This is a genomic window from Advenella sp. EE-W14, from assembly GCF_012923605.1.
Lineage (GTDB): Bacteria > Pseudomonadota > Gammaproteobacteria > Burkholderiales > Burkholderiaceae_B > Advenella > Advenella alkanexedens.
This window is the reverse complement of the sequence record NZ_JAAVNG010000009.1, coordinates 153,402-174,432: the sequence shown is the minus strand read 5'-3', so window position 1 is coordinate 174,432 and position 21,031 is coordinate 153,402. Positions and strand designations below refer to the sequence as shown.

At 46.9% G+C, this 21,031-nt stretch carries 22 protein-coding genes; 3 read left to right on the top strand and 19 right to left on the bottom strand.

The genetic code is table 11. The features are described 5' to 3' along the window. Positions 1–93: 93 nt before the first annotated feature. From HCX92_RS08110 to mltG, 4 genes are read right to left on the bottom strand one after another with little or no spacing between them, the layout of a single operon-like run. A complete protein-coding gene (locus HCX92_RS08110; RefSeq protein ID WP_169294445.1) occupies positions 94–864 on the bottom strand; it encodes a TatD family hydrolase in 771 nt (256 codons plus the stop codon). A gap of 23 nt (positions 865–887) precedes the next feature. Further along, positions 888–1,931, bottom strand: a complete 1,044-nt coding sequence (gene holB, locus HCX92_RS08105) for a DNA polymerase III subunit delta' (protein WP_169294444.1) — start codon at positions 1,929–1,931, stop codon at positions 888–890. Continuing rightward, entirely contained in the window at positions 1,918–2,553 is a 636-nt protein-coding gene (tmk, locus tag HCX92_RS08100) for a dTMP kinase (protein WP_169294443.1), read from the bottom strand. The genes holB and tmk overlap by 14 nt, the downstream gene beginning before the upstream one ends. Then, positions 2,553–3,563, bottom strand: coding sequence for an endolytic transglycosylase MltG (gene mltG / locus HCX92_RS08095; RefSeq protein ID WP_169294442.1), 1,011 nt, complete (start codon positions 3,561–3,563; stop codon positions 2,553–2,555). Before mltG ends, tmk begins: the two co-directional genes overlap by 1 nt. A 226-nt stretch (positions 3,564–3,789) precedes the next feature. Here mltG and HCX92_RS08090 point away from each other — a divergent pair, with 226 nt between their 5' ends. Continuing rightward, complete coding sequence (locus HCX92_RS08090; protein ID WP_169294441.1) at positions 3,790–4,788, top strand: folate-binding protein YgfZ; 999 nt, start codon at positions 3,790–3,792, stop codon at positions 4,786–4,788. 27 nt (positions 4,789–4,815) lie between these two features. Here the strand turns inward: HCX92_RS08090 and HCX92_RS08085 are convergent, their stop codons facing one another. Genes HCX92_RS08085 through HCX92_RS08075 form a run of 3 tightly spaced genes read right to left on the bottom strand, consistent with a single transcriptional unit; the run spans position 4,816 to position 6,766 of the window. After that, positions 4,816–5,949 (bottom strand): enoyl-CoA hydratase/isomerase family protein, encoded by a 1,134-nt coding sequence (locus HCX92_RS08085; protein ID WP_169294440.1) that lies wholly within the window; start codon positions 5,947–5,949, stop codon positions 4,816–4,818. 24 nt (positions 5,950–5,973) lie between these two features. Next, the gene (locus HCX92_RS08080; protein WP_211182321.1) at positions 5,974–6,342 is read right to left on the bottom strand and encodes an RnfH family protein; all 369 of its coding nucleotides are present in this window, start codon (positions 6,340–6,342) and stop codon (positions 5,974–5,976) included. Further along, positions 6,329–6,766 (bottom strand): type II toxin-antitoxin system RatA family toxin, encoded by a 438-nt coding sequence (locus HCX92_RS08075; RefSeq protein WP_169294438.1) that lies wholly within the window; start codon positions 6,764–6,766, stop codon positions 6,329–6,331. The genes HCX92_RS08080 and HCX92_RS08075 overlap by 14 nt, the downstream gene beginning before the upstream one ends. 204 nt (positions 6,767–6,970) lie before the next feature. Between HCX92_RS08075 and smpB the strand changes: the two genes are divergently transcribed. Further along, on the top strand, positions 6,971–7,426 hold the full coding sequence (smpB, locus tag HCX92_RS08070) for an SsrA-binding protein SmpB (protein ID WP_169294437.1): 456 nt from the start codon (positions 6,971–6,973) through the stop codon (positions 7,424–7,426). Positions 7,427–7,494: 68 nt separating this feature from the next. On the opposite strand, the gene mdlC is transcribed toward smpB, so the two are convergent. The 5 genes from mdlC to ppsA form a co-directional block, all read right to left on the bottom strand. Beyond that, on the bottom strand, positions 7,495–9,126 hold the full coding sequence (mdlC, locus tag HCX92_RS08065; protein ID WP_169294436.1) for a benzoylformate decarboxylase: 1,632 nt from the start codon (positions 9,124–9,126) through the stop codon (positions 7,495–7,497). A 169-nt stretch (positions 9,127–9,295) separates the two neighbouring features. Next, on the bottom strand, positions 9,296–10,231 hold the full coding sequence (locus HCX92_RS08060) for an SPFH domain-containing protein (protein ID WP_169294435.1): 936 nt from the start codon (positions 10,229–10,231) through the stop codon (positions 9,296–9,298). 28 nt (positions 10,232–10,259) lie between these two features. Continuing rightward, positions 10,260–10,700: an NfeD family protein gene (locus tag HCX92_RS08055; protein WP_211182320.1), complete on the bottom strand. Its 441-nt coding sequence runs from the start codon at positions 10,698–10,700 to the stop codon at positions 10,260–10,262. A gap of 36 nt (positions 10,701–10,736) precedes the next feature. After that, positions 10,737–11,066, bottom strand: a complete 330-nt coding sequence (locus tag HCX92_RS08050) for an FKBP-type peptidyl-prolyl cis-trans isomerase (RefSeq protein ID WP_169294434.1) — start codon at positions 11,064–11,066, stop codon at positions 10,737–10,739. Between the two features lie 179 nt (positions 11,067–11,245). Next, positions 11,246–13,618, bottom strand: a complete 2,373-nt coding sequence (gene ppsA, locus HCX92_RS08045) for a phosphoenolpyruvate synthase (RefSeq protein ID WP_169294433.1) — start codon at positions 13,616–13,618, stop codon at positions 11,246–11,248. Between the two features lie 165 nt (positions 13,619–13,783). On the opposite strand from ppsA, the gene HCX92_RS08040 reads away from it, so the two are divergent. Continuing rightward, complete coding sequence (locus HCX92_RS08040; RefSeq protein WP_169294432.1) at positions 13,784–14,614, top strand: pyruvate, water dikinase regulatory protein; 831 nt, start codon at positions 13,784–13,786, stop codon at positions 14,612–14,614. An 86-nt stretch (positions 14,615–14,700) separates the two neighbouring features. Here the strand turns inward: HCX92_RS08040 and HCX92_RS08035 are convergent, their stop codons facing one another. The 7 genes from HCX92_RS08035 to lpxD form a co-directional block, all read right to left on the bottom strand. Then, positions 14,701–15,558 (bottom strand): RNA methyltransferase, encoded by an 858-nt coding sequence (locus HCX92_RS08035; protein WP_169294431.1) that lies wholly within the window; start codon positions 15,556–15,558, stop codon positions 14,701–14,703. A 63-nt stretch (positions 15,559–15,621) separates the two neighbouring features. Further along, positions 15,622–16,695, bottom strand: coding sequence for a fatty acid desaturase (locus HCX92_RS08030; protein ID WP_169294430.1), 1,074 nt, complete (start codon positions 16,693–16,695; stop codon positions 15,622–15,624). A gap of 139 nt (positions 16,696–16,834) precedes the next feature. Further along, positions 16,835–17,440, bottom strand: a complete 606-nt coding sequence (gene rnhB / locus HCX92_RS08025) for a ribonuclease HII (protein WP_169294429.1) — start codon at positions 17,438–17,440, stop codon at positions 16,835–16,837. Positions 17,441–17,444: 4 nt separating this feature from the next. Continuing rightward, positions 17,445–18,620: a lipid-A-disaccharide synthase gene (lpxB, locus tag HCX92_RS08020; RefSeq protein ID WP_169294428.1), complete on the bottom strand. Its 1,176-nt coding sequence runs from the start codon at positions 18,618–18,620 to the stop codon at positions 17,445–17,447. Beyond that, positions 18,620–19,411: an acyl-ACP--UDP-N-acetylglucosamine O-acyltransferase gene (gene lpxA / locus HCX92_RS08015; RefSeq protein WP_169294427.1), complete on the bottom strand. Its 792-nt coding sequence runs from the start codon at positions 19,409–19,411 to the stop codon at positions 18,620–18,622. Before lpxA ends, lpxB begins: the two co-directional genes overlap by 1 nt. A gap of 2 nt (positions 19,412–19,413) precedes the next feature. Continuing rightward, positions 19,414–19,863, bottom strand: coding sequence for a 3-hydroxyacyl-ACP dehydratase FabZ (fabZ, locus tag HCX92_RS08010; RefSeq protein WP_169294426.1), 450 nt, complete (start codon positions 19,861–19,863; stop codon positions 19,414–19,416). An 81-nt stretch (positions 19,864–19,944) separates the two neighbouring features. Continuing rightward, complete coding sequence (lpxD, locus tag HCX92_RS08005; RefSeq protein WP_169294425.1) at positions 19,945–21,030, bottom strand: UDP-3-O-(3-hydroxymyristoyl)glucosamine N-acyltransferase; 1,086 nt, start codon at positions 21,028–21,030, stop codon at positions 19,945–19,947. Position 21,031: the final 1 nt, after the last annotated feature.

The following is a 21,031-nucleotide window of genomic DNA, read 5'->3' as shown; positions in this document are numbered from 1 at the left end:
TAAATTAATTGGATCATAACAAACATAACAAATAAGCAGTATACAAAACGTAAATATATTCAAGGAAACCCAAACAGGCAAATTTGCCTTGATTTACGGTTGTGCTTTGTGGAACAACCTGAAAAAGTTCTCGGTACTGGCCTCTTCAATCTCTTTTAGTGTCACCCCCCTGAGATCGGCAATTTTTTCGGCCACGTGAATCACTTTCGACGGGTCATTCAGTTTACCCCGGAAAGGAACCGGTGCCAGATAAGGCGAATCAGTTTCAATCAGCAAACGTTCTAACGGGACTTTTTGAGCCACTTCATGCAATTGATGGGCATTCTTGAAGGTGACAATACCCGAGAGTGAAATATAAAAATTCTGCTCAATGGCTGCCTGAGCCACTTCCCACGTTTCGGTAAAGCAATGCATGACACCACCACACTGATGCGCACCCTCTTCTTTCATGATGCGGATCGTATCTTCAGCGGAAGAACGGGTATGAATGATTAACGGTAAACCAGACTGAACGCCTGCCCTGATATGTACCCGAAAACGATCCCGTTGCCAGTCCAATGGCTCACTGAGCCGGTAATAATCAAGACCGGTTTCACCAATGGCCACAATTTTCGGATGCAAGGCATGCTCACACAGCATCTCAACGGTCGGTTCCGGTGTGTCTTCGTAGTCAGGGTGAACACCAACCGAACCGATAAGGTGCGGATATTTTTCTATCAGCGCAATAATTCTTGGCCAGTCAGGTAAATTTACGCTGACGCACAAAGCGCGCCCGACATTATTCTGTTTCATTTTATCCAGAATATTTTCCAGATCCTGGCTTAATTCAGGGAAATCCAGATGACAGTGAGAATCGACAAACATGATTAATACTTATGAAAATTTAATTACGACTTTGAAATACAGCTTAATGCAACCCGTTGCAAGGTAGAGATGATAAACAAACGGGCATTAAGCGGATGGTCGGCAATACGTTGCTGCTCTGCCAGCCATTTAAAGAGCTGGGCAATTTTATCCGCAGCCATATTGCCTGCGATACCAGAAACATTTTTACCCAAGGTGGGAAAATAACGGGAGGCTTGCCCATGGCGATTAAGATTGATATCAAAAACAAACCGTTGAAGGCTGTCCAGCCATTGCGTTGCCGGGATTTTTTCCAGTAATTCCGCCAATTTATCAAGGTTGGGCATTTCCCGGTGCGCCAGTTTGTCAGCGAACGCCGAGAGCCAGTATTTAACGGGCTCATAATCGGACTGACTGAAGGCCAAAGCGCTTAACGGCGCGCCACCGGTGGAAGCCAACCAAACCTCACCATCGGTCACCCCGTTTTTCTGTAGCCAGGACAGGGCCACCGAGCGTTCCGGTATGGGCAAGGCCAGACGACGACATCGTGACAGCAAAGTAGGCAGCAATCGCTGGATAGCATGCGTGACCAAAAGAAAAATGGTATTTTCTGGTGGCTCCTCAAGCACTTTTAGCAAGGCATTGGAAGAAGCTGCATTCAGGCTTTCTGCCGGGTACAGAACAATGACACGGTAACCGCCCCGATGCGTGGAAACATTAAACAGTTTTTCAAGCTGACGTACCTGTTCTATCCTGATGTCCTGGGACAGGGTTTTCTTTGCACCACTTTCCTCATCGTTTTCCGGGGTGGTAACAAAACCTTCCTTAACGGCAATGGCATCGGGCAAGACTATCCGCAAATCGGGGTGATTTCCTGACTTGACCCAGCCACAGGATTCACAGTGTCCACATGCGATGCCGTTATGGGAGGATTCGCACAACAAGCCGGTTGCCGCCGCATGGGCAAATTTCAGTTTGCCTATGCCAGGAATGCCATGAATAATCCAGGCGTGTGAAAACCGTTCCTTATTGCCCAGCCATTGACGGGCAATATCCGTTTGCCATGGTAAAAACTCAGGTAGATGCATTGTTTTTCAGCCTGATAAACTGCAACAAGCGGGTTTCTATGAATGCCCTGACCTCTTCAAAAGGCCGGGTGGAGTCAATCAGCAAAAAGCGATGTGGCTCAGTGGCCGCTCGTTGCAAATAGGCACCACGCACCGCCTCGAAAAAAGCATCATTTTCCTGTTCAAACCGGTCAAGACTGACACCGCTTCGGCCCAATCGTTCGCGCGATACTGCAAGGGGTACATCAAAAAGCAGCGTCAAATCCGGGTTAAGACCTTCCTGTACCCAGTTTTCCAGCGCAGCTATCTTGTTGAGATCAAAATGACGTCCTCCCCCCTGATAGGCATAAGTACTGTCAGTAAATCGATCGCAAAGCAGCAACTTGCCTGCCGCCAAAGCTGGCTTGATGAGCTGGTTAATGTTTTCCTGGCGCGAAGCAAACATCAGCAAGGCCTCTGTTTCCTGGCTCATGGCATCATGCAGCAAAATTTCACGTAATTTTTCACCCACAGGCGTGCCACCCGGCTCGCGCGTCATGACTACGTCAAGCCCCTGATTTTTAAAAAAATCGGGCAACCACTTCATATGGGTACTTTTGCCGGCGCCATCCACGCCTTCCAGTGTAATAAAAAGCCCTGTCATTACTGACCCCTTTTCAAGATGAATTTTTGTACGTTTTGATTATGTTTTCTCAGGTTTTCAGCAAACTCACTGGTTCCGTCACCGCGCGCCACAAAATAATAATAACCATGTTTTTCAGGATGCAAAGCCGCCTGTATGGACAAAGCGCCGGGGATCGCGATAGGTGTAGGAGGCAAGCCCTGGCGGGTATAGGTATTCCATGGCGTATCGGTTTGCAGGTCTTTTTTGCTAATGTTGCCTTTGTAATTGTCACCCATTCCATAAATGACAGTAGGGTCTGTCTGCAAAAGCATATTGGCCTTGAGACGGTTAATGAAAACGCCCGCCACCCGATCACGATCCTGACTGTGACCGGTTTCTTTTTCAACAATCGAGGCCAAAATCAGGGCTTCATAAGGCGTTTTAAGCGGCGTATCAGGATCACGGCTCTCCCAGGCTTGCATCAATCGCGTCTGTCCTTCGTCATAAGCGCGCTTTAAAATCTGAAAATCGGTATCTCCCGGTACAAATACATAGGTTTCAGGAAAAAACAAGCCTTCCGGATGCGTATGGTCGGAACCCAGTTTCTTCAAGAGCTCTTCATCGCTGATATCCGCCAATGTTTGCTTTATATCCTTATTGGCCTGCAAAGCCTGACGAATTTGTTTGTAAGTCCAGCCTTCGATCAGGGCAATCTGGCGCTTGATCATGTCACCTTTGGCCAGTTTGTCCAGCACATCAACCGGTGTCATACCTTGGGTAACTTCATAGGCACCCGCCTTGAGCTGGACATCCTGTCCGGTATAACGGGCGTATAAAATAAAAAGCTGTGGTTCAATATCCAATCCAGCCTTGGCAAGCGTTTCGGCAACCGTACGTATGGTACTGCCTTTGGGAACCGTGAATTCCACCGCCTGGGCTGACATTGGAATGGGGCTGGTGGACCAGTGCCAGACTTTGCCGCCCAAGCCAATGACCAGCAGCAGGCTGCCGATAACAAAAGCCAGGGCAAGGGACTTGAATAATTTCATGCGTAAAAGCGTATTGAGGTAATTGAACAAGGCTCAATTGTATCAGGCAACAAGACAATAACCATCCATTAAAAGGCATGAGTCAAAAGGCTTTGTACAATAGGGCCGGATACATCACGATGGCACGAATTAACCTTTATCATGCCCGGGGAAATACCCCTGTCCAGTGCAATATGGCGTACTATTCCAACATTCAAGTTTGTATCAGTAATGCAGGATAATAGTCATGATCTCAGAACCTCAAGAACCTATTGACGACACTTTATTTCAAAGCGATCTCACTCATTTTACGGCTTTCTCTGTCAGTGGCGCCGATGCGACCAACTTCCTGCAGGGACAGCTCACCCAGGATATGACTCTGGCCACTGAAAATCATGCCGTGCTGTCGGCTTACTGCTCTCCCAAAGGGCGCGTACTGGCCAGTTTTCTGATCTGGAAAGAAGTCCAGGCAGATAATGAAGAAATCTTCCGGTTTCTGGTTCGCAACGACATTGCCGAACCCATGATCAAGCGTCTGCGCATGTTTGTTATGCGCTCAAAAGTGGTATTCACCCCGGAAACACTAAGCATCAAAGGGATTTGGTCCACTTCAATCGAAGCATTGGGTAAACGTCTCGCATTGGACTTGCAGCAAATGCCGGCATGGCAGGTCACCTCAAAAGACGGATGCACCTGGATTGCCTTGCCAGATGTCGCAGGCAATAAACGTTTCATTTGCGTTTATGATGCGCAAACACGTAACCAGGAGTGCTTCTGCTCACTATTAAGCCATAAAGACACGGCACAATGGGATGCCATGGAAATCCTGAGCGGCACTCCATGGATTGAAAAAGGCAACCAGGAACTGTTCATTGCGCAAAGCATTAATTTTGATGTGATTAATGGGATTAGCTTTACCAAGGGATGTTACCCTGGCCAGGAAGTGGTTGCGCGTAGTCACTACCGCGGTACGTTGAAACGCCGCATGGCAATTGGGATCGTTGCCAATGCCACAGATCCTGAAATCTGGCAGCCTGGCAAAGATGTGTTTGATGCACAGGATACCAATGAGCCATGCGGACAAATCGTCAACAGCACCGCTTATGATGGAAAAGTTTATCTGCTGTTTGAAACCAAACTGTCCGCCCTTGAGCATAATCAGATAAACATTGGCAGCCTTGAAGGCCCCAAAGTGGAACTGGTTGAAATACCATACTCACTTGAAAAGCCTGAAATCCGGAAGTAGTTCAAGGCACATACTTCCGGATGGGCTTTAAACCAAATCAGACAGAGGATGTCTGTCTGATTTGGGCCAGGGACTGTCAAAATAAGATTCAAGCAACTCATCAGTCACATCGTTAATGTCAGCTGGCATCCATTTTGGAGATTTGTCCTTATCCACCAAAAGGGCACGAATGCCTTCCTGCAACTGGCCATCGGCACAACAATGCAGTGCCACAATATATTCCATGCGAAATACATCGGCCAAAGACAAGTGCAAGGTTTTTTGTTGCAAGACAACGCCCAGCGCCATGGATAGTGGTGCACCCTTTAGCATGGTGGTAGCGGCACGGGATAACCACGGATCATCATTATCTTTCAGCTCGGCAATATTCTGATAAATGGTCTGAATATTAACCGGTGCGCAAATTTCATTGATCAGGGCATAATGTTGTTGCAACGGTCCTGCTTCAACCGGTTTGCCTTTATGTGCAGCCAGAACAGCGTGAACCAGGTCATCATTAAAGCGTCGATGCGCGGGTTTTTGCCAGGCAGCATCCAGCAAACCATTAACCACTGCCTCCCAGTTGGCATAATCGACCTGATAGTTGGCAAGACCTGAAAAAAGCGCATCAGACGTATTCAGAATGGCACCGGTACTGGCAAGGAAAACTCCGGTTTTACCTGGCAAATGATTTAAAACCCAGCTCCCGCCAACATCAGGAAACAAACCAATACTGACTTCCGGCATGGCCAGCCGGGAAGTTTCACTAACCACCCGATGGCTGGCACCAATCATCAACCCTATGCCCCCACCCATGACAATACCGTGTCCCCAGCAAATAATGGGTTTACTATAGGTATGGATTTGATAATCCAGTTTATACTCAATGTCGAAGAATTCACGTGAATACGTATTTGCCCATGCTCCCTGCCCTTGCCAGGTTTGCATGCTTTGGTACAACCCATGCAAATCACCACCCGCACAAAAAGCCTTATCTCCAGCCCCCTGCATGATCACCAGCACGACATCAGGGTCTGCCTCCCATTGGGCAAGCTGCTTGCCCAGCAAGCGGCACATCTCAAGCGAAAGTCCATTCAGGATCTTGGGCTGGTTAAGGGTGGCAACACCCACTTTGTATCCATTATGGGTATTGAGTTCAGTGAATAAAACAGGTGACGACATTGCTCCTCCTTGAGTCGTATGATTTTAAGTATTATCCCGATGTTCGGTGTAGTTGTTAATGCGTGATTTTTTCTGTCTGAGATGTTTTTTGGTCAGGATACCTGCCTTGCGGTGTTCAGCCCTGCGTCGTCGGGACTCTTTGGGATCAAACACCAGCTTGCGGTAAAGCTCAATCCGGTCTCCTTCTTGCACAAATTGTTGTGACGAGCATTTGATGCCAAAAATACCCTTTCCAAGACTGCCCAGATCCAGATCCGGGAATGCGTTGGCAATGCCGCTTAAAGCAATGGCATCAGCAATCGTGCTTCCGGCTGGCACATAAAAATCTTTTCTCCAGATCTGGCTTGTGGTAACCGGAAAGTTAAGTGAAACATGAAGATCAGCGGTCACCATAAATAACCTGTGCTCGTTTGGTAAAAGAGTCGATAAAGCTATTGGCGATACGATTGAATACAGGTCCCACCAGCATTTCAAGTGCTTTGCTATTGAAGGCATAATCAAGGGTAAAGACCACTTTACAGGCGTCTTCATCCAATTCAATGAATTCCCATGTGCCATTAAGCGCTGAAAACGGACCATCAACCAGTTTCAGTTCTATTTTTTCCGGATAGGTGTAGGTATTGCGAGTGGTAAAAGTCTGTTTTATTTTTGCAAGACTGATGGTAACCGATGCCACCACGCCATCTTCAAGTTGTTCTTTTATGGCAGAGCCGCCACACCACGGCATGAATTCAGGATATTTTTCAACATCGGAAACCAGATCAAACATCTGGCTTGCCTTGTAAGGGAGAAGTACGGATCTTTGGACAGTATGCATTAAGAAAATTTACAGATTAAATCAATTGGCCAATGGCGAATATAAATACTAAATACGCACATGGACGTTTAAGGGCAATATTGCCATAAATTTCATTTTCATGTGGTGTATTCATTTACAATAGGATCTTAAGCCGGAAATCATAAATACACATCCATAAAAAAATCCTATTTTAACGGCTGTAGCATTTTTATAATATAAATCATGAGCATTGTAGAAAATAGAAAAGCCCGCCACGACTATTTCATTGAAGAAAAATTTGAAGCCGGTATTGTCCTTGAAGGCTGGGAAGTCAAGGCTATCCGTGCAGGCAGAGTTCAATTGGCTGAAAGCTACGTTATTGTACGTGACGGTGAACTCTGGCTGCTTAACATGCATGTCAGTCCGTTAGCCACGGCGTCTACCCACATCCATCCCAATGCAACGCGCACACGCAAATTGTTAATGCATAAAAATGAAATCAACAAGTTAATTGGCAAGGTGGAAATTCGTGGTTATACCCTTGTGCCGCTTAATCTTCATTTCAAAAATGGGCGGATCAAGCTGGAATTTGGTCTGGGTAAAGGCAAAAAACTGCATGACAAGCGCGATAGCGCCCGAGATAAAGACTGGCAGCGGGAAAAAGAACGCATCATGAAGCACGATACCCGTCGCCAATAAACAAAATTACCCATCAATTAAAAGAGGGCTCCTTGGAACCCTCTTTTAATCAGTAAAAACCCGAACCATTAAATCAATGGCGGGATGGCCGGCAATATAGGTACTTCAATAACGGTCGGACCCTGCCGGCCAAAAGCTTCTTGACAGGCCGTTTTCACCTGTTCAGCAGTTTCTGCATGCACCGCACAACAGCCGTACCCTTTGGCCAAGGCCATAATATCCAGTCCTGGAATATCCAGTCCTGGTACGCCTGGAGTTTCTTCCAATAGGGCAAATGATTTCAGAATGGCATATTCGTTGTTTTTAGGTATGACATACACAATCGGCAATTGCTGCCGTGCGGCACTCCAAAGTCCCTGGATGGAATACTGCATTGATCCGTCACCAATAATGGCAAGCACAGGACGATTACGGCCACTGTCTTTTTCACCCAGTGCAATACCAACACTGGCGGGCAATCCCCACCCTAAAGAGCCGCTTGCAAATGTATAAAATGAATCCGGTGCTTCAATGGGCCATTCACGATGCAACTCAGCCAGATTGGAGGGAGACTCTTCGATCAGGATGGTGTCCCTGGGAGAAACCTCCCGTAAAGTGCGGAATAATTCGGCAGCACTTAAGGAATCTGAATTGGCTGCCGAAGTGGCCACGGGTGGATGGGCCGCCATATTGTGTGCCTGTTTGCCAATAACCGGTGGCTGCTTCTCTTTGGCTGATACCAGGTCAGCCAGGCCTTCAAGTGCCAGCACCGCATCGCTTAACAAACCGTCTCCAACCGGCGCACGCCCGATCTCCAACGGATCATCGGAGATGTGCAACAGGCGCAAGCCTTCGGGAATATAAGAGCCTGCCACATAAGGATAGTAGCGGAAAACCGGTGCCCCAATCACTACCGCCAGATCATGGCCTTCCAGCTTTTCAGATAGTGGTTTAATGGCAAAGGGCAAACCGCCCGCATATAAAGGATGCGTTTCGGGAAAGGGTGGACGTTCGGATGATGGGGCTGCCCAAACAGGAATGTTTAATTTCTCGGCCAAGGCGATACCTGTTTCCCAACCCTGCCCTCTGGCAATGGCGGAACCATAAATCAGAACCGGATTTTTCGCAGCCGTAATGGCATCGGCAAACGCTTTCAACCGTTGTGGATCGTAGCCAATGCGCTGTGGCACTGACCTGACCACCGCCTGCTCTTGAAGGGCTGGTTTATCCCAGTCATCAAGTGGAATGGATAAAAACACAGGCCCGGCAGGTGGTTGCAACGCCATGGCATACGCGCGCATGAAGGCAGCGGGTACGTCTTCAGCCCGAACCGGCTGGCAGCTCCATTTCACCCATGGCTTGGGCAGTGTTTCGGGCTCGATATTGCTAAGCCATGGATCCATCAGGAGCATTTCACGGGTTTGGTTACCGGCAGTAATGATCAGGGGAGTCCGATTCATATAGGCTGTCAGGATATTGCTCATGGCATTGCTTAATCCTGCTGACGTATGGACGTTGACCATTGCCACCTTGCGCATCGATTGCGCATAGGCATCTGCAGCAGCCACTGCGGATGCCTCATGCAAGGTTTGAATATACCGGAAATCTGCCGGAAACTCTTTGAGGAACGTTTCTTCCGTCGAACCCGGGTTACCAAAAATGGTGGTGATATCCAACTTACGCAGTAAATCGAAGGTTACCTGGCGTATGTTTTTTTGCATCGTAAAGCCCCCGCATACAAAAATAGTTAGTTTTAATTGGTCTTGCTTAATCTTTCGCATCTGAAGACGCGTTGGAACCTTTGTCACATGCCTGTTGAACAGGCCTTTGAGATAAAAATTGAGATACAAAAAAAGCCACGTTTGAAAGTGGCTTTAATAATTAAAAATATCAGGATGTTGTTTTATTGTTATTTTTAATAATGGTCATTGCCGAGGCGATCATACTTCCCATATCAGACAAATTACCTGGCAAAATCAGGGTGTTGCCTTCTTTGGCAAGCTTGCCAAAGGCTTCCACGTAATTTTCCGCCACCTGCAGGTTAACCGCTGCAAGACCACCTGGCTGTTCTATGGCATTGGCCACCTTGGTAATGGCTTCAGCAGTTGCGGTTGCAATCGTGGTAACCGCTTTGGCCTCACCCTCAGCGTTATTGATTTGTGCCTGCTTCTCACCTTCTGAACGGGCAATGGCTGCCTCTCGTTCACCGGTTGCGATATTGATCTGTTCCTGACGACGCCCTTCAGACGCGGCGATCAATGCCCTCTTCTCACGCTCGGCCGTAATTTGTGCCTGCATGGCACGCAGAATTTCGCTAGGAGGGGTAAGATCCTTGATTTCATAGCGCAATACTTTCACCCCCCAGTTGGTGGCTGCCTCGTCAAGGGAAGAAACAATCGTGCTGTTGATGGCATCCCGTTCTTCAAAAGTACGGTCAAGCTCCATGCGGCCAATGACCGAACGCAGCGTGGTTTGTGCCAGCTGTGTGATGGCGACAATATAATTGGATGAACCGTATGAAGCCCGCATTGGATCGGTTACCTGGAAGAAAATAACACCATCCACCTGCAGCTGCGTATTGTCCCGGGTAATACAAACCTGACTGGGAACATCAAGGGGAATTTCTTTTAATGAGTGTTTGTAGGCAATCTTTTCAATAAAGGGAATAACAAATTTGGCTCCCGGAGACAGGGTTCTGTCAAACTTACCAAGCCGTTCCACCACCCATGCATGTTGCTGGGGAACAATGGCAATGGTTTTAATAAAGATAATCAGGGCCAGTATAAAAACAATCAGCCAGAAAATAATCGATGTATCAAATTCCACAGTAACACTCCTATGGTTTGTCAGGGGCTCAGGATGACTTATGCAGCGGCTTTAAAATAAGGGTAACGCTTTGAATATCGACAATCACATATTGTCCGGGCAATGGTGTTTCAGTAATGGAAGGATCCAGTTTTACCTGCCATTGAGCTCCTCGGTAATAGACCGTGGACGTACGATTTTCTGTCCACGACTTCACTTCTACTTGCTGGCCGATATCAAGGATGACATTACTGTCACTGGTTGCCTTAAGGTGCCCTTTTTTTAATAATACACCCGTTTTTTTAAGTATAATCAGCCCGGCAATGCCAATGATGCTGCAAGTAGCCAACTGGGCAGCCGGACTGAAACCCAAATAGGCAACAATACCCGAAGCGACCAGTCCCAACGCAACAAGCAACATGTAGAATGTGCCTGAAAGCAGTTCGGCAATAAGTGCCACCACCGCAAGAGCAAACCAGAGCCAGATCATATTGTCACCTTTTGGAAAGACCGGAATTTACCAAACTTACGCCAAGTCCAGTAATTCAACCTCAAACACGAGAGTTGCATTAGGCGGAATAACACCGCCAGCTCCTCTGGCACCATAACCTAACGATGATGGAATGGTTAGTTTACGTTTGCCACCAATCCTCATGCCTGCCACACCCTGATCCCAACCTTTAATGACATGGCCTGCACCCAGAGGGAAAGAAAATGGTTGATTGCGATCTTTGCTTGAGTCAAATTTGGCACCATTATCCAATAACCAGCCAGTGTAGTGCACGGTGACATGTTGCCCGCTTTTGGCTTCTTCACCGGTACCCACTTCAATATCTTCAATAATCAATTGACTCATTTCATATCCTTAAAATCTATGGTTAATTCAGTAAGTGTAACTTAATTCATCCCTCATTTTATTAAAAAAGAAAATATTCCTTGTGATGAAAGATGAGGAATGTATTAATCATGTTTTTCATTTTTTGATGACAAAAAAACAGGCCCTCGAAAGAGCCTGTTTTTTCATTACTTAATCAATTACTGAGCGACAGCCAGTTTTTGCCAGGTATCAACCACCGTATCGGGGTTAAGAGACATTGACAAAATACCCTGTTCTTTCAGCCATACCGCCAAATCCGGGTGATCGCTGGGGCCCTGACCACAAATACCAACGTATTTGCCGGCTTTCAGACATGCCTGAATGGCTCGTGACAACATGAATTGTACCGCTTCATCACGCTCATCAAAATCAGCCGCCAACAACTCCATGCCCGAATCACGGTCAAGACCAAGCGTTAACTGGGTCATATCGTTTGAACCGATAGAGAACCCATCAAAGTACTGAAGGAATTTCTCGGCAAGAATCGCATTGGAAGGAACCTCACACATCATAACCACGCGCAGACCGTTTTCACCACGTTTCAGGCCATTTTCCGCCAACAGGTTAATCACGCGTTCAGCCTGGTTAAGGGTGCGCACAAAGGGGATCATGATTTCAACGTTAGTCAGACCCATTTCTTCACGAACAAAGCGCAAAGCTTCGCATTCCATACGGAAGCATTCAGCGAAATCGTCGGAAATATAACGAGCCGCACCACGGAAACCCAGCATCGGGTTTTCTTCCTCGGGCTCGTAGCGGGAACCGCCAACCAGCTTGCGATATTCGTTGGATTTGAAGTCGGACATGCGGACAATAACCGGTTTCGGATAGAACGCAGCCGCAATGGTGGCCACGCCCTCTGCCAGTTTTTCAACAAAGAAAGCACGGGGACTTGCGTAACCACGGGCAGCCGATTCAACTGCTTTTTTCAGGTCAGCATCAACATTGGGGTAATCAAGTACCGCTTTAGGGTGAATGTTGATGTTGTTGTTGATGATAAATTCAAGACGAGCCAGACCAACACCCGCATTGGGGATTTGAGAGAAATCAAATGCCAACTGGGGGTTACCCACGTTCATCATGATTTTCACATCAACTTCCGGCATTTCACCGCGACGGATTTCTTCGATTTCGGTTTCCAGAAGGCCTTCATAAATACGGCCTTCATCGCCTTCCGCACAAGACACGGTTACCTCGGAATCATTAACAAGCACTTCAGTTGCTTCACCACAACCAACAACAGCAGGAATACCCAGTTCACGTGCAATAATCGCAGCGTGGCAGGTACGGCCACCACGGTTGGTCACAATGGCGGAAGCGCGCTTCATGACGGGTTCCCAGTTAGGGTCGGTCATGTCGGTAACCAATACATCACCGGCTTCAACCTGATCCATTTGGGCAATATCATTAATGATGCGGACTTTACCGGAACCGATTTTTTGACCGATGGCACGACCGGTAATCAGTACCTGGCCAGTCGCCTTCAGTTTGTAGCGTTGCTGGACGTCATGGGCACCTTGCTGTGATTTGACGGTTTCAGGACGAGCCTGAAGAATATACAGTTTTCCATCAATACCATCACGACCCCATTCGATATCCATAGGACGCTGATAATGCTTTTCAATAATGACGGCATAACGGGCCAGTTCAATCACTTCATCATCGGTCAGGGAGTAACGGTTTCTTTCTGAAACAGGCACGTCAACGGTCAACACGGCATTTTCACCGGGACGGCGCTCGGTGTTGAATTCCATCTTGATCAGTTTGGAACCGATGCGACGGCTGACGATTGGATATTTACCTGATTCCAGTGTGGGTTTGAACACATAGAATTCGTCAGGATTAACGGCACCCTGTACAACGGTTTCACCCAGACCGTAAGAAGAAGTGATGAATACAACATCATCAAAACCGGACTCGGTATCCAGGGTAAACATCACACCGGCACTGCCCTTGTCTGAACGAACCATACGCTGGATACCGGCAGACAAGGCCACTTCAGCATGAGCATAGCCTTTATGGACACGGTAAGAAATAGCGCGATCGTTATAAAGTGAAGCAAAAACGTGACGGATTTTATCCAGGACATCGTCAATGCCGGCAACGTTCAGGAAAGTTTCCTGTTGGCCTGCAAATGAAGCATCAGGCAAATCTTCGGCTGTGGCAGATGAACGGACAGCAAAAGAACCTTTGCCATCGGCATCCAGCTTGGCATAGGCTTCGCGGATTTGACTTTCAAACTCTGCGGAAAAAGGTTCTTCGATAATCCATTGACGGATTTCGGAACCGGCCTCTGCCAATGCACGAACATCTTCCGGATTTAATGTGCTAAGACGATTGGCAATACGTGTGTCCAGCCCAGAAAGCTTGAGGAAATCCCTGAAAGCTTCTGCTGTAGTGGCAAAACCACCGGGAACCCGTACACCCGCTGAAGACAACTGGCTAATCATTTCACCCAGTGAGGCATTTTTACCACCCACCGAGTCCACGTCCGTCATGCGGAGATTTTCAAATGGAACAACATACGACATTAAAGTCACCCTTAGAATAAAAAAATGAAAGCATATTTGTTTGAAAAACAACTAAATTCTTCAAACAAATAAGCCTTTACATGACAAACCAATGATGTCGATTACAATCATGGACTGAATTGTACCGTTTTACGGTTTTTTTTGGGCGTTTTTTAGGCAATCACAATGCAACTTAATCAAAGAACTGTATTTATTGTATCGGACAGCACCGGTATTACCGCAGAAACCTTCAGTCACTCTGTACTTTCTCAGTTCAGTAAGTCTTTTGAGTTCCAGCAAATCCGGGAACCTTTCGTCACGACAGATGAAAAGGCCAAGGCTGTGGCAAAAAAAATCAATGAAATTGCCGAACGTGAAAAGAATCCACCCATCGTCTTCAGCACATTGGTCAAACAGGATATTCTTGCCTATGTCAAAGAGTCCAATTGCGTGTTCCTGGATATTTTTGGCACTTGCGTCAGCCAGCTTGAGTCAGCCTTAGGCGCCAAGTCCGAACCAACCATTGGTATGTCTCATTTAAGTGCCAGTTCAGAAGCCTACCGCAATCGCATCGAGGCAATCAACTTTAGCCTGGCCCACGATGACGGTCAATTCATTCATGGACTTAAGGAAGCAGATGTGATTCTGGTGGGTGTTTCCCGTTGTGGTAAAACACCAACGAGCCTTTACCTTGCCATGCAATACGCCATCAAGGCAGCCAATTTTCCGTTAATTCCCGAAGACTTTGAGCGCGGAAGCCTGCCTAAAACATTGCAGCCTTTCCGCAACAAGCTGTTCGGTTTGTCCATCCAGCCCGATCGCCTGAGTGAAGTCCGCAATGAACGTCGCCCAAACAGCCGTTATGCTACGCTGGAGCAATGTTTGTATGAAGTGGCTGAAGCAGAAAGATTAATGCGCCGCGAAGGCATTGAATGGCTGTCAACCACGACCAAGTCGATTGAAGAAATTTCCACGACTGTTTTGCAAATACTTGGGCTGAATAAATCCAGCTACTAAAAAAACCACCCTATCATCTATAAATACCTGTCCGTGTGTACATTTCACTGACAGGTATTTTTTTGACAGGCGGCCACTACACAGCTTCAAACGCAATAAAGACGCTGGCGCCGGTGTTCAAACAAGACAATACCGGCAGCAACACCGACATTCAGTGATTCAACCAGATCTGTTTGAGGAATAAATACCTGGTGTGTTGCCTTGCTTAACAAGGCAGGGTGCACGCCCTGCCCTTCATGCCCCAACAACCATACACATTGTTCGGGCAAGCGTGTTTCATACAGGTTCTGCGCCTTGTCCGACAACGCAGTTGCCATGACCGGAACACCAGTCCGGCCAATGAGTTCGGACAAGTCTTGCTGCTCGTAAATATTCAGAGAAAAATGGGCCCCTTGGGCACTTCGCAAGACCTTGGATGACCAGGCTGAAACACAGCCTTTTGACAGATATACATGGCGAACCCCCGCTGCCGCGGCTGAACGCAGGATGGTCCCCGCATTACCCGGATCTTGTAACCGGTCCAGAAAAACCGCGTTCTCCCGAATCTTTTCCGGCACCTGGAAGGATGGCGTGTTCACCAGAAAAAGCACCCCTTGCGGTGAGTCCACCTGCGTCAAGTTTTTGAAGAGTTTATCGGGTACAACAACGCATTGATCCTGATTCAACACATTGAACAACTGCCAAACCTCATTAGCGGACGATTGCATGACAGATGCACCTTCCTGCATCAATTGATGCGCAGCTGCATGTTGCACGAATGCACCTGACTCGACCTGCTCTAGCACAGCGGCATTGAACACAGCCAACAAAGGATTCGCATGATGCGCTAACCATGAATGGCAAAGATGGACGCCTTCAATGAGGACCTGACCCTTTATTTTGCCAAGATGAACCTTCAGCAATTGCTTGTACAAGGGATTTTCTTTGGAGGAGATGGATTTCATACAAAAAATTATCCCGCATAAGCGGGATAATATCAAAGCCTAATATTGATGGTTCCGGATAGATTACAAAACCTGGGCTGTTGGCTTACCGTTGAAATCAAGCCAGCGCTTGTTTTCATAGTCATACAGCTTGGTTGCCTTGGCCGTTTTGAAATACCATCTCCAGCTGAATTTCTGTACCACAATCCGTTCTGGCAGCATTTCTTCAAGACGGGCTTGTGCAGCTTTCAACTTGTACAACGGAATACTCATATCAACGTGATGGGCAGTATGCTCAAGAATGTGATGCATGAGTGCACCAAAATGAAAGTTGAAGGTCAGATGCACGGTTGTGGAAACAAACGGCTGTGCCTTGGCCCACTCAACCTTGTTATCATGCCAAACCACTTTGGTATGTGTATGCTGTACATACACCACCCAGCCGATCATGTAAAACCAGAACATCAGTGGTACAAACCAGGCAAAAAACAACAGTGAGAAAATTGATTGATCAGTTTGAATGGCCGCAATGATCACGACCAGTGCCCAGGAAATACCAAACACACTGGATAGCAGGCCGTCCCAGAAAAAGACTTTACGCTGCGTACCCATATACGCCTTGGTGGGAAACATCATGCGGTTCCACCAGATTTCAACAAGATAATAAATGCCTGCACCCCAGCCACTGCGATAGAATCGCTCCATAAGCTGACGTCCTTTGGACATGGCAGCGTACTCTTCCGGTGTATGAGGGCACCAGACAAAATCCATGCCTTTCAGATTGGTATAGCCATGATGCACGACATTATGACCAACATCCCATAGGCTGTACGGTGAGACGGATGGCAAAAAGGCAATACGGCCCAACCATTTATTCAGCTTCCGGTGTGGTGTCAGGCTTTGGTGGCAGGCATCATGACCGATAATAAACAGACGGCCAATGACAAAACCACAAACCAGGCCGCAAATCAACTTTGCCCACCATGGTTCAAAAACAATTGCCCCGGCAATCAATGCAAAAAACAAGGCGATATCAATAATCATCAGAACAATAGCGCGAAGCGTGTTTTTTTCTGATAAGGGTGTTAACCAGCTCCGAATAATTTTACGATGCGGCAGTTCATTATTCGGTGGAATTGGCGTTAAAGGTGTGGTCATAAATAATATCTATCTAATAACAAAAGGCTGTAATTCTTTACAATGAAAGCAAATAATTGTACTGCCTTTTTATGGCAAAACAATTTTAAAACTTAAAATTAGCTTAATTAATCGAAAAAATCAATAAAAACAAAGACTTTTAACCCTGTAATTTTCTTACGGGCGCAAAACTCCGTCGATGTTCAGGACAGGCGCCATGCAAACGCAAGCGCTCTAAATGAAGAGCTGTCCCGTATCCTTTATGTTGATCAAAACCATATTCGGGATATTGTTCATGCAGTTCTCTCAATGACGCATCGCGGGCCGTTTTCGCCAGGATGGAAGCAGCAGAAATACAAGCCTCAAGCGCGTCCCCTTTAACAATAGCCCTACAGGCAACGGGCATATCTGCAGGCACACGGTTACCATCAATAAGCGCCAGACCTGGTGCAACAGACAAATTCAAAACCGCCCTTTTCATGGCCAGCATGGTTGCTTGCAGTATGTTGATCTGATCAATTTCTTCCACAGTGGCACAGGCAATAGACCAGGATAGTGCGTTTTCCTTGATTTCAAGCGCCAATTGTTCACGCTTTTTTTCGGATAGTTTTTTGGAGTCCATCAAACCATGAATGGTTTTTGCCGGATCCAGAATAACCGCAGCAGCATACACAGAACCTGCCAATGGCCCTCTTCCAGCCTCATCTATCCCGGCAATCAGTAAACCGTCTTCGTTGTCGGAAAACAAATCAAGATTATGATTCATAATATTACGCTGGTGAATTTGCCGCGTTTAAAATGGCTTGCGCCGCAAGATGGGCCGTATCCTGACGCAAAGTTTCATGAAGCAAGGAGAATTTTTGTTTGACCTCCAGAATATAAGCGGTATTTTCAAGCGCATTAAGACAGGCAGCCGCCAGATTTTCGGGCGTTGCTTCGTCTTGAAGAATTTCAGGAACAGCAAATTCTTTTAACAAGATATTGGGCAGTCCAACCCAAGGCACATAAGGCTTGAGTTGCCCTGATTTCCATTCCATCAGTTTTTTCATCAAAGGAGAAATCACATAGGAAATAACCATGGGTTTTTTGAATAAGGCCGTTTCAAGAGAGGCTGTACCACTGGCCACCAATACCGCGTCAGAAGCCTCCATCACATCCCATGCAACAGGACGTCCGGTCTCAGTCGCAGAAAAGGTTTTCAGGTTTTTAACCGGGATACTGGCATAAATCTCATCAAAATCTTTCTGCCTTTTTTCATTAACGATCGGCACAATAAACTGCAAAGCCGGATCGTGCTTTAGTAATTGTTGGGCAGTTTGCAAAAACCGTGGCGCCAGCAGTTTAACTTCTGATGCCCGGCTTCCAGGTAAAATCGCCAGTATCCGGCTGTCTGGGCTTAACCCCAAACGAAGCCTGGCGGCCTGCATATCGGGTTTAAGCGGGATCTGGCTGGCCAAGGGGTGGCCGACAAAAGTAACGGGAATACCCTCCTTTCGATAGATGTCCACTTCGAAAGGAAACAGGACCAACATGTGAGACACTGCTTTTTTGATGGCATGAATGCGCTCATATCGCCATGCCCAAATGGATGGGCCCACAAAATGAACGGTAGGGACCCCTTTTTCTCGCAATTTTTGTTCCAGGCGCAAATTGAAATCGGGCGCATCCACACCCACAAACACATCAGGTTTATGGGCGATTAAATTATTTTTAAGACTACTGTAAGTTCGGATTAAGGAAGGAAGTTGCTTGAGCGCATCAGCATAACCAAAAACACTTAATTTATCCATGGGATGCTGGATGTGCATGCCACGTGAGCGCATATTAGGCCCGCCTATGCCCGTAAAATGAACCTCTGGCTGGGCCTGCTTGATACCATCTATAATACGCGAGGCCAAAAGGTCACCAGAAGGTTCACCGGCAACCATTGCAACTTTCAGCCCCATCAACGACCTATACCACGTGAGTGAGTATCAAAGAAATCCAGGAATGGCTGAAGTACCGTACGTGTATCCGGATGTTCTTCCTGATACTGTTTGATTTCATCAAGCGCTTCTTCTATCGATAACTTGCGCATATAAATGATTTTATAAGCTTTCTTGATGGCCGAGATTTCTTCAGCTGAAAAACCACGACGTTTGAGGCCCTCTGAATTGATACCAGCGGGACGATAAGGCTGACCGGCACCCAGCACATAAGGAGGAATATCCTGGCGAATGGCGCTCATGCCACCGGTCATGGAGTGTTCGCCAATACGGATAAACTGATGCGCGGCAGTGCCGCCTCCTACGATAGCCCAGTCACCAATATGAATATGCCCGGCCAGTTGCACCGAATTGGCAATAATGGTGTGACTGCCAATCTGGCAATCATGTGCAATATGCACATAAGCCATAATCCAGTTGTCATTACCTATGCGGGTAGTACCCACATCCTGAACGGTACCCGTATTGATGGTGACATATTCACGGACCGTGTTGTTGTCACCAATTTCAAGTTTAGTGGGCTCTCCCGCATATTTTTTGTCCTGGGGCATACCACCAATCGAACAAAAACGGTAGAAATTATTATTTTTACCAATCGTGGTACATCCATCGATAATACAATGAGCACCAACCGTTGTTCCTTCATCGATGCGAACATCTTTATGGATAATCGCATACGGGCCAACAATAACACTGGGATGGAGCTGTGCCCCATCGTAAACAATTGCTGTTGGATGGATGTTGTTTGACATTATTAGCCTAAATCCCTTATGGCACACATGATTTTTGCTTCAGCAACCACCTCACCATCAACGACGGCCTTGGTTCTGTATTTACAAATGACTTTGCTGATGCGCTCTGCTTCTGCATGCAACATTAACTGATCGCCCGGTACTACCGGTTTGCGAAAACGGGCTCCATCAACCCCTACCAGGTAATAAGCCGTTTTTGAGCTGTCCAACATTGTGCCATCTTCATTTGAAAATGAAAATATTGCCGCTGCCTGGGCCAGCGCTTCAATAATAAGCACGCCGGGCATTACTGGCAAGTGTGGGAAATGACCTTGAAAAAAGGGTTCATTGATAGTTACGTTTTTGACAGCAACAATACTTTTTCCTGGAACCATTTCAAGGACACGATCCACCAACAGCATAGGATAACGATGAGGGATGCGATCCATAATGCCTTGAATATCGATTACCATAAATTTTCCTGTTATTAATATTTAAAAACTGATCAATTAAGCCGAGCCTGTACAGAAGCCAGTCCACTTAATTTGGTTGAATTATTTTTTTTCCAATTGCTGAATGCGTCTTCTGAGTTGGGCCAGCTGCTGAAGAACAGCTGCATTTTTTTGCCAGACTCCATGTGCGGCAATAGGAAAAACCCCTGTATAACGACCCGGCTCAAGAATATCAGAAGTGACGGCAGAGCCGCCAGAGATATGCACATCATCACCAATGGTAATATGACCGGAAACCATGCCGGCACCCGCAACGGTACAGCGGGTACCTATTTGGGTAGAGCCTGCAATACCCACACAGGCAGCCATGGCGGTATGGTCTCCAATTTTAACATTGTGACCAATCATGATCTGGTTATCCAGTTTGACACCATTACCAATAACCGTATCTTCAATGGCACCTCTGTCTACCGTCGTACAGGCACCAATCTCAACATCATTGCCAAGAATAACGCGCCCCAGCTGGGAGATCTTGCACCAGGCACCTTTTTCATGGCTGTTATCGGGCGCGAAGCCAAAACCGTCAGCACCAATGACCGAACCACTGTGCAATATACAGCGCTGACCGACGATCACGTCATGATAAAGGGTGACATTGGCATACAGGATGCTGTTATCACCAATCTCAGAGTTCTTGCCAATAACACATGACGCACCAATAATACAGCCCGCCGCAATTCTAACACCAGACTCGATAACCGCGAGCGGCCCAATGGAAACCCCTTGTTCAATAATGGCATCGGGAGCCACAATGGCCGAAGGATGTATCTGTTTGGGTATATTATTTAGCCTGAAGCTGTCAAACCATTGCGCTATCCGTGCATACATCAGATAGGGATTCTCACAGATCACCATCGCAAATGGGACGGTATCAGGTAAATGGTCAACCGCTTTTTGGGGAAGAATGACAGCAGCCGCTTCAGTTTTCAGTAAATGTGGAAAAAACTTCGCATTTGAAAGAAAACTGATTTCAGTCTTTCCTGCATTATTCAGGGAGCCCAAACCATAAATTGATGGCAAGGGTTGGTTTGAACTGTTTTTGATTTTCCAATCCAAACCTCGCGTATCAACCTGTTCAAGCAGCTTATCCAGTGAAACTGCCTGATTCGGATTTAATACGATTGCCATA